The organism is Curtobacterium sp. USHLN213, from assembly GCF_037144815.1.
Classification (GTDB): Bacteria; Actinomycetota; Actinomycetes; order Actinomycetales; family Microbacteriaceae; genus Curtobacterium.
Genome location: NZ_JBBCYQ010000017.1, coordinates 48849 through 60754, shown reverse-complemented (window position 1 = coordinate 60754; position 11906 = coordinate 48849). Strand labels below are relative to the sequence as shown.

12 protein-coding genes are annotated in these 11906 nt (G+C 71.9%); 5 read left to right on the top strand and 7 right to left on the bottom strand.

The annotated features are described in order from the left end of the window. Window positions 1-148: 148 nt before the first annotated feature. The gene (locus WFH25_RS18300) at window positions 149-1147 is read right to left on the bottom strand and encodes a diacylglycerol/lipid kinase family protein (protein WP_336698902.1); all 999 of its coding nucleotides are present in this window, start codon (window positions 1145-1147) and stop codon (window positions 149-151) included. Between the two features lie 186 nt (window positions 1148-1333). On the opposite strand from WFH25_RS18300, the gene WFH25_RS18295 reads away from it, so the two are divergent. The 4 genes from WFH25_RS18295 (at window position 1334) to WFH25_RS18280 (ending at window position 4789) form a co-directional block, all read left to right on the top strand. Beyond that, on the top strand, window positions 1334-2596 hold the full coding sequence (locus WFH25_RS18295; RefSeq protein WP_336698901.1) for an ice-binding family protein: 1263 nt from the start codon (window positions 1334-1336) through the stop codon (window positions 2594-2596). Window positions 2597-2606: 10 nt separating this feature from the next. Further along, entirely contained in the window at window positions 2607-3551 is a 945-nt protein-coding gene (locus WFH25_RS18290; protein ID WP_336698900.1) for a quinone oxidoreductase family protein, read from the top strand. Window positions 3552-3623: 72 nt separating this feature from the next. Continuing rightward, window positions 3624-4148, top strand: a complete 525-nt coding sequence (locus tag WFH25_RS18285; RefSeq protein ID WP_336698898.1) for a DUF805 domain-containing protein — start codon at window positions 3624-3626, stop codon at window positions 4146-4148. Next, the gene (locus tag WFH25_RS18280) at window positions 4145-4789 is read left to right on the top strand and encodes a DUF805 domain-containing protein (RefSeq protein ID WP_336698896.1); all 645 of its coding nucleotides are present in this window, start codon (window positions 4145-4147) and stop codon (window positions 4787-4789) included. Before WFH25_RS18285 ends, WFH25_RS18280 begins: the two co-directional genes overlap by 4 nt. Before the next feature lie 73 nt (window positions 4790-4862). Here the strand turns inward: WFH25_RS18280 and WFH25_RS18275 are convergent, their stop codons facing one another. From WFH25_RS18275 to WFH25_RS18250, 6 genes are all read right to left on the bottom strand, one after another. Then, window positions 4863-5507, bottom strand: coding sequence for a TNT domain-containing protein (locus WFH25_RS18275; RefSeq protein WP_336698895.1), 645 nt, complete (start codon window positions 5505-5507; stop codon window positions 4863-4865). A gap of 75 nt (window positions 5508-5582) precedes the next feature. Then, window positions 5583-6356, bottom strand: a complete 774-nt coding sequence (locus WFH25_RS18270) for a succinate dehydrogenase iron-sulfur subunit (RefSeq protein ID WP_071295792.1) — start codon at window positions 6354-6356, stop codon at window positions 5583-5585. A gap of 1 nt (window position 6357) precedes the next feature. Further along, complete coding sequence (gene sdhA / locus WFH25_RS18265; RefSeq protein ID WP_070418437.1) at window positions 6358-8151, bottom strand: succinate dehydrogenase flavoprotein subunit; 1794 nt, start codon at window positions 8149-8151, stop codon at window positions 6358-6360. A gap of 70 nt (window positions 8152-8221) precedes the next feature. After that, window positions 8222-8668, bottom strand: coding sequence for a succinate dehydrogenase, hydrophobic membrane anchor protein (gene sdhD / locus WFH25_RS18260; protein ID WP_070418438.1), 447 nt, complete (start codon window positions 8666-8668; stop codon window positions 8222-8224). Between the two features lie 11 nt (window positions 8669-8679). Continuing rightward, window positions 8680-9129, bottom strand: coding sequence for a succinate dehydrogenase, cytochrome b556 subunit (gene sdhC / locus WFH25_RS18255; protein ID WP_083295282.1), 450 nt, complete (start codon window positions 9127-9129; stop codon window positions 8680-8682). A gap of 78 nt (window positions 9130-9207) precedes the next feature. After that, a complete protein-coding gene (locus tag WFH25_RS18250) occupies window positions 9208-10446 on the bottom strand; it encodes a glycosyltransferase family 4 protein (RefSeq protein ID WP_229086419.1) in 1239 nt (412 codons plus the stop codon). A gap of 256 nt (window positions 10447-10702) precedes the next feature. Here WFH25_RS18250 and WFH25_RS18245 point away from each other — a divergent pair, with 256 nt between their 5' ends. After that, window positions 10703-11818, top strand: a complete 1116-nt coding sequence (locus tag WFH25_RS18245) for a mannose-1-phosphate guanylyltransferase (protein WP_336698894.1) — start codon at window positions 10703-10705, stop codon at window positions 11816-11818. Window positions 11819-11906: the final 88 nt, after the last annotated feature.

Sequence of the window (11906 nt, the reverse complement as noted above, 5' to 3'; positions counted from 1 at the left end):
CCCCCCCCCGGCGCGCGGCGGGTGGGGGGGCGGGGGGGGCGCCCGGGCGCCCGGGGTCCCCCCCCCCACCCCCCTGGGCGTTGTGGCGGGGGGGGGGCTCGGCCCCCCCCGCCTCCCGTCCGTCAGGCACCCACGTCGGACCGCCGTGTCAGGCCGTCCGCAGCACGAGACCGCCGTGCTCGACGCGCAGGCTGGCAGCGGCCACCAGGCCGAACGGATCACCGTCCAACTGCAGCTGCTCGGGCTCGTCGAGCACGAGGTCGAGTCGCCGCGCCGTCGTGTAGCCGAGCGTCCGCGACCGCGGCAGGAAGCGCGCGAGCAGCCGTCCGAAACGCGTCCGGTGGTAGAAGCGGTTGAGCGACAGGCCGTAGCCGATCTTCGTCCAGCCGAAGGCGCCACGCGGGCGGAACGCCACCGCGTCGAGGAGTCCGTCGTCCGGCTGCGCTTCGGGGAGGAGCAGCAGGCCCGCCGTGAGGGTCCCGCAGTTGCCCACGATGACGGTGTGCGCCCGCATGCTGTGCTCGTCGCCCTCGTCGAGGCGGTACCGGAGGTCGACCTGGCGGTTGCCGACCACGGACCGCATGATCGGGTCGGAGTAGGCGAGCCAGCCGAAGCGCTTCTTCAGGCCGGCGTTCGTGTCCGCCGCCATCCGGGCGTCGAGACCGATCCCCGCCATCACGAGGAACGCGTGCTCGGTCGTGTCCCCGTCGGCGGTGGTGAGCGCGGCGAACGCGACGTCGACGGCACGGTCAGCGCCGTGGAACGCCGACCGGACGGCCGCGGTGACGTCACCGATCGGGATGCCGAGGTTCCGTGCGTAGAGGTTGCCGGTGCCCGTCGGGAGCAGGGCGATCGGGATGCCGGAGCCGTGCAGCACCTCGGCTGCGACCCGCAGCGTGCCGTCGCCACCGACGACCAGCACGACGTCGGGTGCCCTGTCACGAGCGGCGCGTGCGGCGGCGCGGCCGTCGTCGTCGGCCGCGGTCTCGTACCAGGCGGTGTCGGCCCAGCCGAGCGACCCCTGCTCGGTGGCGACCGCCGAGCGGAGGGCGGCGAGGTCGACCGCGGAGGGGTTCACGACGACGGCCGCGTGCTGCGGGCCGGCCGTCCGGTGCGTGCGGTCGGGGGCTGCGGGAGTGGAGGGCACCAGTCGACGGTACCGCCGGACGCGAGGCGATCGCGCCGCGGACCGGTGTGTCCGATCCCCGCGGATCCGCCGAACCTGGCAATCGGGACCTTCACGCACAGGTGCGCGAGCGAGACTCGCGGCACGGCGAGTGCCGGGTGACTTCGACACCTGTGCGGTACCTCTCCTGAACAGGCAGGGGCCGTCATGGCCAGCACGCCCATCGTCCGCTCACTCACCCTCATCGGCACCGGGATCGGACTGGCGGCAGCGCTGGCGCTCGCGTCCTCCGGTCCCGCCTCGGCCGCGACTGTCATCGACGGTCCGATCGGGCTCGGCACGGCCGCGACGTACGGCGTCCTCGGCGCCTCGACCGTCACGAACACCGGGCCCACCACCGTCCAGGGCGACCTCGGCCTCTCCCCGGGGACCTCGATCACCGGGTTCGGCGGACCCGGCAACGGGATCGTGAACGGCACGGTGCACCAGACCGACGCGGCAGCGACCCAGGCCCAGGCCGACACCACGACCGCGTACGACGTCGCGGCGTCGCTGACCCCGACGCAGACCGGCATCTCGGAGCTGAACGGCCTCAGCCTGTCGCCCGGCGTCTACACCGGCGACGCACTGCGACTCGCGGACACCGGGACGCTGACGCTCGCGGGCAGCGCCGACTCCGTGTGGGTGTTCCAGGCCGCGTCGACGCTGACGATCGGATCGGGCACGCGCATCCTCACCACGGGTGGCGCGAGCTCCTGCAACGTCTTCTGGCAGGTCGGCAGCTCGGCCACGATCGGCAGCGCCGCGCAGTTCCAGGGCACGGTCCTCGCGGACCAGTCCGTCACGGCCACCACGGGTGCGACCGTCGTCGGGCGTCTGCTCGCGCGCACCGCTGCCGTCACGCTCGACACGAACACGATCACCGCGCCGACCGGGTGCCCGGCCCCCGGCACCCCCTCCGAGACGGTGGCTCCGACGATCACGTCCGGTACCCCCACGGCCGCGACCGCCGGCACGCCCTACTCGTTCCCGGTGACGGCGACGGGAACGCCCGCGCCCACGTACTCGGACGGCGGGACCCTGCCGCCCGGGCTCACGATCAACCCGACGACCGGGGTCATCTCCGGCACCCCGACGACGCCTGGCACCACGACGGTGACGATCACGGCGGACAACGGCACGGCCCCGGCCGACACCGAGACGTACGTGCTCACCGTCCGTGCTCCCGCGGTGGTCACGACGCCGACCCCCACTCCCTCGGCACCGACGTCGAGCGCTCCGGCCGTCCCGGTCGCTGCGGGCTCGGGCAGCGGCGGTTCCGGGAACTCCCCGGCGGAACTCGCCTTCACCGGCAGCGACCCGTCGGTGCCGCTCACGATCGCCGGAGCACTCCTCGTCGCCGGCTCCGCACTGCTCGTGCTGCGGTCCCGGACCCTTCGTGCCCGACGACGTCCGGCACCGCGCGCGTAGCGTCGGGAGCATGACGAAGCACTGGGTGGCCCCGCGGTTCGGCGGCAGCGAAGTCCTCGAGTACGTCGAGACCGAGGTGCCGGCCCCGGGGCCCGGCGAGGTGACGATCGACGTCCGCGCCGCGGGCATGAACCCCGCCGACACGAAGCACACCCGACAGGGCGACCCGTCGGACCTGCCGATCGCGATCGGCTACGAGGTCGCGGGCGTCCTGAGCGCCGTCGGTCCGGACACCGAGATCGCGTCCGGCGGGGGAGCGGTCGGTGACGAGGTCCTCGCGTTCCGGGTCGCTGGTGGCTGGGCCGAGCGACTCACGGTGCCGGCACGGGACGTGTTCGCCAAGCCCGCGGCCCTCGGCTTCCCCGAGGCCGCGAACCTCCTGCTCGCCGGCACCACCGCCGCGGACATGCTCCGGGTGACCCGGGCCTCGGGGAACGACACGGTCCTCGTGCACGGTGCCGCCGGTGCCGTCGGGGTCAGCCTCCTGCAGCAGCTCCGCCTCCTCGGGGCGCGGGTCATCGGCACCGCCTCCGAGCGCAACGCCGACACCGTCGCGGACTTCGGCGGTGAGTGGATCGCCTACGGCGACGGACTCGAGGACCGGGTCCGGGCACTCGTGGCCGACGGCACGGGCGACGGCGTCGACGTGGCGCTCGACTGCGTCGGGACCGACGAGGCCGTCGACGTCTCGCTCGCGCTCGTTGCGGACCGGTCGCGCATCGTCACGATCGCCGCGTTCGGTCGAGCGGGGGCGGACGGCATCCGGGCGATCGGCGGAGCCCAGCCGGAGAGCAAGGCGTTCCGCGACTCGGTGCGGCAGCGACTCATCGACCTCGCGGGCGACGGGCAGCTCGCCGTCCCCGTCGCGCGGACGTTCCCGCTCGGCGAGGCGAAGGCCGCGGCCGAGGTGCTCGAGTCGCAGCACCCCGGCGGGAAGCTCGCGCTCGTCCCCTGACCCCGCGCGGACGTGGCCGGGGGGTTCTGGTTGAATCGCACTCGTACTTCAGCCAACACCCGAGGGGGACCCATGACCGACCAGTACCCGCCGCAGAACCCGTACGGCCAGCAGCCCGCACCGACCGGGCCCGGCGGCGAACCGCCGATCTGGGCGCCCTGGTACGGCATCTCGTTCGGCAAGGCGTTCTCGCGCTTCTTCAAGAAGTACGCGACGTTCAGCGGCCGCGCGAGCCGCAGCGAGTACTGGTGGTGGTACCTCTGGAGCGCCATCATCTGGATCGTGGCGTCGGTCATCACGGGCATCCTGACGGCGGCCACCGGCACGACGACCACCACGACCTCCTCGACGTACGTGGGCTTCTCGACGATGTCGACCAACCCGCTCGCCGGGACGGCCTTCTGGATCGTCGGACTCGCGCTCGTCATCCCGACGCTGGCACTCATCGTGCGACGCCTCCACGACGCGAACACCAGCGGGCTCTTCGCGCTGCTGCTGCTCATCCCGTTCCTCGGTGCGGTCGCGGTGTTCATCATGATGTTCCTGCCGTCGAACCCGCAGGGCGCCCGGTTCGACCGACCGACCGGTTCGCGATGACGACCGGCGGCGAACCCGGGTGGGGACAGCCGAACGGGCAGCAGCGGCCGGCCGGGCAGCCGGACGGCCAGCCCTCGGCGCCGTACGGGCAGCAGAACGGCCAGCAGTACGGCCAGACGTTCCCGCCGTACGGCCAGCCGTACGCGCAGCTCCAGCCCCCGATCCCGGTCGGGCCGGACGGCACGCCCCCGCTCTGGGCACCCTGGTACGGCATCGGCTTCCTCGACGCCGCCACGCGCTTCTTCAAGAAGTACGCGCGGTTCGACGGGCGCGCCAGCCGGAGCGAGTTCTGGTTCTGGGCGCTCGCCAACGGGCTGGTCAACCTCGTCTTCCTCGGCGCCTACCTCGTCGCGCTGTTCTCCTGGATCGCGGCGAACACCTCGACCGACGCGTACGGCGTGGCACGGTCCGACGCCGTGGGGCCGCCCGTCGTCGCTCTGCTGATCGGCGGGGTCTGGGGGCTCTGGTGGCTCGCGACGATCGTGCCGAGCCTGGCCCTGGGGTGGCGCCGGGTGCACGACGCGAACCTGGCCGGACCGTTCTGGCTCATCGCGCTGTTCGTCGGGATCGCCGGGATCGTCTTCGGCGCCCTCGAGTCGAACCCGGCCGGTGCGCAGTACGACCGCCCCGACCTCGGGTAGCGCGACCACCACGACGAAGCGGCCCGCCCCGGCAGGGGGCGGGCCGCTTCGTCGTGCTGCGGTCGGGGCGCGGTCAGACCACCCGGAGCCGTGAGAGCGAACCGTCCACGACCAGGTCGCGCACCGTGACGGACGGATCCGCCGTCTGGAAGCGCAGCGCGCCTCCGGGCTGGTCGAACCAGGGCTGGACGAACCGGACCGTCACCAGGAACGGCCGTTCGACCAGGTAGCGGTGCGTCTCGGGCGCCGACGCGACGTGCGGCGGCAGTGAGCGCTGCGGCAGCGGGGTGTCGAGCGGGTGCAGCAGGTAGCCGTCCGGGCCACCGACGCGGTCCACGGGCACGCCGGCCGGCACCTGGATCGTGAGGCCCTGCTCGCCCGCCTGCGCCACCTGCTGCGCGAGCTGCGGGTACGTCGACGCCGCCCGGTCGCGGAGCCCGTCGAGCTCGTACCGGGGGATTTCCTTCGGCGCCGGGAACGGCCGGTTGAGGAAGCGACGGAGCATCTCGACCGCGTCCGCCTCGCCCCGGGCGGTCGCGAGACGCCGCGCGGTGCCGTAGTCGACGACCTCGAGCGCGAAGTCGCCCGTGCCCTCGACCGCGACGACGCGGAGCGCGCCCTCGACCGGGGGCTCGTGCAGGGTCTCTCCGGGGAGCTGCACGTAGCGGATCGTGTAGCCGAGCTGGTCGAGGATGGGGCGGGTGTCCGCGAAGGTCATGGAGCGGAGCCTATCGGTGGTGCCCCTGACGTGCCTTGGACGGAGCCGAGCGTCGGCCCCGTCCCGGCGACGTCGTCAGGCTCGGCCCCGCATGACGGCCTGCTTGACCTCGGAGATCGCCTTCGTGACCTGGATGCCACGCGGGCAGGCGTCGGTGCAGTTGAAGGTCGTGCGGCAGCGCCACACGCCCTCCTTGTCGTTGAGGATGTCGAGCCGCACGTCGGCCGCGTCGTCGCGCGAGTCGAAGATGAACCGGTGCGCGTTCACGATGGCGGCGGGACCGAAGTACTGGCCGTCCGTCCAGAACACCGGGCAGGACGACGTGCACGCGGCGCAGAGGATGCACTTCGTGGTGTCGTCGAAGCGCGCACGGTCGGCCACCGACTGGATGCGCTCCTTGCCCGGGGTGGGGGCGGTCGCGGGCTGCAGGAACGGCTGGACCTCACGGAAGGACTTGAAGAACGGCTCCATGTCGACGACGAGGTCCTTCTCGAGCGGCAGGCCCTTGATCGCCTCGACGTAGATCGGCTTCGACACGTCGAGGTCCTTGATCAGCGTCTTGCACGCCAGCCGGTTGCGCCCGTTGATGCGCATCGCGTCGGAGCCGCAGACACCGTGCGCGCAGGAGCGCCGGAAGGTCAGGGAGCCGTCCTGGTCCCACTTGATCTTGTGGAGCGCGTCGAGGATGCGGTCGGTCGGCAGCATCATGACGTCGAAGTCCTGCCAGCGCGGCTCGTCGTCGACGTCCGGGTCGAAGCGGCGGATGATGAGCGTCACCGGGAACGATCCGGGAGGGGCGTCCTGCACGGTGTCGGTGCGGGGTGCGTCGGAGACCAGGGTGTCGGTCATCTCAGTACTTCCTCTCCATCGGCTGGTACCGCGTCACGACGACTGGCTTCCAGTCGAGGGTGATGTGGTCGTCGGCGAGTGACGAGTGCGGGTCGCCCGTCAGGTACGCCATGGTGTGCTGCATGTAGTTCTCGTCGTCGCGCTTCGGGTAGTCGTCACGCATGTGGCCGCCGCGGGACTCCTTGCGGTTCCGGGCGGAGTACACGACGACCTCGGCGAGGTCGAGCAGGAACCCGAGCTCGACGGCCTCGAGCAGGTCGGTGTTGAACCGCTTGCCCTTGTCCTGCACGGAGACCTGCAGGAAGCGGTTCCGGAGCGTGTGGATGGTCTCGGTGACGCGGGCGAGCGACTCGTCGGTGCGGAACACCTGCGCGTTCTTGTCCATCTCGTCCTGCAGCTCCTTGCGGAGCACGGCGATGCGCTCGGTGCCGGTCGAGGCACGGAGCTGCGCGAGCATGTCGCGGACGCCGGCGGCCGGGTCCTCGGGCAGGGGGAGGAACTCGGCGGTCTTGACCCACTCGGCCGCGTTGTTGCCCGAGCGCTTGCCGAAGACGTTGATGTCGAGCAGCGAGTTGGTGCCGAGGCGGTTCGAACCGTGGACGGACACGCAGGCGCACTCGCCGGCGGCGTAGAGCCCGGGGACGACCGTGGTGTTGTCGTACAGGACCTCGGCGTCGGTGTTGGTCGGGATGCCGCCCATCGCGTAGTGCGCCGTCGGCATGACGGGCACCGGTTCGACGACCGGGTCGACACCGAGGTAGGTGCGCGCGAACTCGGTGATGTCGGGGAGCTTGGTCTCGAGCACCTCGGCCCCGAGGTGCGTGCAGTCGAGCAGCACGTAGTCCTTGTTCGGCCCGGCGCCACGGCCCTCGGCGACCTCTTGCACCATGCACCGGGCGACGATGTCACGCGGGGCGAGGTCCTTGATGGTGGGAGCGTAGCGCTCCATGAACCGCTCGCCCGAGGCGTTGCGGAGGATCGCGCCCTCGCCGCGGGCGCCCTCGGTGAGGAGGATGCCGAGGCCGGCGAGCCCGGTCGGGTGGAACTGGAAGAACTCCATGTCCTCGAGCGGGAGGCCCGTGCGCCAGACGATCCCGACGCCGTCGCCGGTCAGGGTGTGCGCGTTCGAGGTGGTCTTGTACATCTTGCCGAAGCCACCGGTCGCGAAGATCATCGCCTTGGCGTGGAAGACGTGGAGGTCACCGGTCGCGAGCTCGTACGCCACCACACCGGCGGGCTGCTTGCGGGTGACGCCGTCCTCGCCGACGACGTCGACCATGATGAGGTCGAGCGCGTAGAACTCGTTGAAGAAGTTCACGCCGAGCTTCACGCAGTTCTGGAACAGCGTCTGCAGGATCATGTGGCCCGTGCGGTCCGCCGCGTAGCAGGCCCGGCGGACGGGGGACTTGCCGTGGTCGCGGGTGTGACCGCCGAAGCGCCGCTGGTCGATCTTGCCCTCGGGCGTGCGGTTGAACGGCAGTCCCATGTTCTCGAGGTCGATGACCGCGTCGATGGCTTCCTTCGCGAGGATCTCGGCGGCGTCCTGGTCGACCAGGTAGTCGCCGCCCTTGATCGTGTCGAAGGTGTGCCACTCCCACGAGTCCTCTTCGACGTTGGCGAGCGCCGCGGCCATCCCGCCCTGCGCCGCACCGGTGTGCGAACGCGTCGGGTACAGCTTCGAGATGACGGCCGTCTTCGCCTTCGGGCCGGCCTCGATGGCGGCACGCATGCCGGCACCGCCCGCGCCGATGATGACGATGTCGAACTGGTGGTGGTGAACGGTGGTCTCGGTCACTGGGTCCTTTCAGGAGTGGTGCCGCGCCGGCAGGGGCGTGCGGCGGCGAGGTCGAGGACGCGTGCTGCGGCTACTGGGCCGGGCAGAACGACGGCAGGTCCGCGGCGGCTGCGCCGGCGGGGCACGGGTCGAACGTCCAGCACACGAGCAGGCCGAGCACGATGAGCACGACGCAGGCGATGAGGATCGCGACGAGCAGGGTCTTGCGGATGCCCGGCTTCGAGACGTAGTCGTTGACGATCGTCCGCATGCCGTTCGAACCGTGGATCAGCGCGAGGACGAGCATGAGCGAGTCCCACACCTGCCAGAACGGCGACGCCCACTTGCCGGCGACGAACGCGAAGTCGATCTGCTTGACGCCTTCGCCCGCCACCATGTTGACGAAGAGGTGCCCGAAGATCAGCACGACGAGCAGGACGCCCGAGCCGCGCATGTAGATCCAGCCCCACTTCTCCCAGTTGGTGGAGCGGCGGGCTGCTGCTGCCGAGCGCGGGGGCTCGATGGTCTGCGTGGTCATCCGGATGCCCCCTAGTTGAAGTCCGCGACGAGGTTCATGAGCTGGCGCGGCAGGAAGCCGGCGATGGCGATCGCCCAGAGGACGATCACGATCCAGAACATGGCCCGCTGGTACTTCGGGCCCTTCGACCAGAAGTCGATGAGGATGATCCGGAGCCCGTTGAACGCGTGGAAGACGATGGCCATCACGAGCGCGATCTCACCGAGGTTCATGATCGGCGTCTTGTACGTGCCGATGACCGCGTTGTACGCCTCGGGGGAGAGCCGCACGAGGGCGGTGTCGAGGATGTGCACGAGCAGGAAGAAGTAGATCGCCACACCGGTGATGCGGTGCAGGACCCAGGACCACATGCCGGTGGACCCCCGGTAGAGCGTCCCCTGCGGTGTCCGAGAAGCGCGCGGCGCCTCGATCGTCACCCGAGGTGCGGCGGTCGCCGTACCCCCTGCGGTCTGCTCGGCCATGAGCTCGTCCTCCCATAGGACGGGCTCGCCCGATCGGCGAGCCCTTGCCGTTCGTGTTCGTGTGGAACACGACCCATCCTATGCGCGTGCGCTGACCTTCTCGTGCCAACCGGTCCGGGCACCCCGCGTCGTGGCGGGCGGCGCGCCGATCGTGCGGGCCGTGTCGTGGTGGTCGAGCAGTTCGTCGCCGATCGCCTCCCACGTCGTCCCCTCGACCCGGAGCCGCCCGGCGGAGCCCATCCGCTCGGCCAGGGCGCGGTCGTGGTGCAGGGCGAGGACGGCTCGGCGCAGGGCCTGTGGCTCGTCCGGGTCGTACAACTCGCCGTCGAGTCCCGGCGCGACGAGGTCGAGCGGCCCGCCGGCGCTCGGCGCGACGACCGGCAGCCCGCTGGCGTGCGCCTCCTGCAGGGTCTGGCCGAATGTCTCCGCCGGTCCCGTGTGGACGAACAGGTCCAGGGCCGCGTAGGCGTCCGCGAGCGCGTCCCCGCGGAGCGGACCGGTGAACGTGACGTCCAGGTGGCGGAGGCGCCGTTCGAGCGCGGCCCGGGAGGGACCACCGCCCGCGACCACGATCCGGATCCCGGGGATGCCGCCGAGCTCCGCGAGCCGCTCGACCTCCTTCTCGGGCGCGAGCCGCCCGACGTACCCGACGATGGTCTCGCCGCGCGGGGCGATCCGCCGCCGGAGCGCCCGCACGTGCGCCGACGAGCGGCGCGCGGGGTGGAACAGCTCGGTGTCCACGCCGCGGCCCCAGCGCGCGACGCGGGGGACGCCGTCCTCGGCGAGCATCGCCGCGGTCGCGCTCGACGGCGCGAGCGTCAGCGAGGCGCCGGCGTGGATGCGTCCGAGGATCTTCCGCACCAACGGGACGGTCGCGGTCAGGCCGTTGCGGCGGGCGAACCCGGCCACGTCGGTCTGGAAGACGGCGACGGAGGGGATGCCGAGCCTCCCGGCCGCCGTGATCGCGCGCCCGCCCAGCAGGAACGGACTCGCGGCGTGGAGCACGTCGGCGCCGGAGGCGGCGAGGATCGTGTCGAGCACCGGGTGGGGGAGCGCGACCGGGAACTGGCGGTAGGCCACGGCCGGGACCCGGTGGACGTCGAAGGAGCGGTACCGCTCCACCGCGGTGCGCGATCGGAACTGCGCGATGCCGGGGGTGTCCGGCGCGATGACGACCGCGCGGTGACCGCGGCGTTCCAGGTGGTCCAGCACCGCGAGGACGCTGGTGGTGACGCCGTTGAGGGTGGGCAGGAAGCTCTCGGTCACGACGGCGACGGTCCGTTGGGACGTGCCGCGCTCCACGCTGCGTGCGTTCATGGCGGTGTCCATGCTCCGCGCGCGGCGTGTCCCCGCGGGGCCGTCGACGTGAACGCCCGGCACGCAGGCGGTGAACAGCCGCGTCGGCGGGCGGCGGGCGGTCGCGCCTGCAGGCGGTGGACGAACGGACTGGAGGCGCGGCGCACGACCGGCGGGCCGGCTGCGGCGGCCGTGTGCGGACTCCCGCACCGCGTGCGTGCGGGAAGCGTGCGGGAACCACCCAGGTCGCGCCCGGCCGCACCGGTACGGTGAGCACGTGGCAGACGCACTCGAGGACTTCTACGCGATCATCCCCGCCGGGGGCATCGGATCGCGGCTCTGGCCGTTGTCGCGTGCCGACGCGCCCAAGTTCCTGCACGACCTGACCGGGTCCGGCACCTCGCTGCTCCGGCAGACGTGGGACCGTCTCGCGCCCCTCGCCGGCGAGCAGCGGATCATGGTCGTCACCGGCCGTGCGCACCGGGTCGCCGTCGAGTCGCAGCTCCCCGGCGTCGAGGACCACAACGTCGTGCTCGAGAGCGAGCCGAAGGACTCCACGGCGGCAATCGGCCTCGCCGCGGCGATCCTGCGCCGCCGCGAGCCGGACGTCGTCATCGGCTCCTTCGCGGCGGACCACGTGATCGGTGACGCCCGGGGCTTCCGCCGGTCGGTCCGCGAAGCGGTCGTCGCCGCACGCGCCGGCTACATCACGACGATCGGCATCACGCCGACCGAGCCGGCGATCGGCTTCGGGTACATCCACGCGAACGACGACCCGATCGGCATCGAGGGCGCCCCGACCGCCCACGCGGTGCGCTCCTTCGTCGAGAAGCCCGACCTCGACACCGCGCGCTCGTACGTCGAGCAGGGCACCTACCTCTGGAACGCGGGCATGTTCATCGCCCGCGCCGACGTGCTGCTCGCCGAGATCGGCCGGACGAAGCCCGAGCTGCTCGCCGGCATCGAGGAGCTCGCCGACGCGTGGGACACCTCGGCCCGTGGTGCCGTCGTGGACGCGGTGTGGCCGAACCTCGAGAAGATCGCCATCGACTACACGGTCGCCGAGCCCGCCGCCGCCGCTGGGCGCATGGCGGTCATCCCCGGCGACTTCGACTGGGACGACGTCGGCGACTTCGCCTCGCTCGCGAAGCTGCAGTCCGGCGGCCGCGCGAACAACCTCGCGGTGCTCGGGGACGGCGCTCGCATCCTCGCGGACTCGTCGAGCGGCATCGTCGTCTCGCACAGCCAGCGGCTCATCTCGCTCATCGGCGTCGAGGACATCGTCGTCGTGGACACCCCCGACGCCCTGCTCGTGACCACCAGTGCGAACGCGCAGCGGGTCAAGGGTGTGGTGGATGCACTGAAGATCAGCGGCCGCGGCGACGTCCTGTAGCGCTCCATCACGAAAAGCGCTTGACGTCCCCCGAACTGGGGGCAGAACCGTGACTTCGCGTTACGGGCGCGTTTCGGCGCGGTCGCGA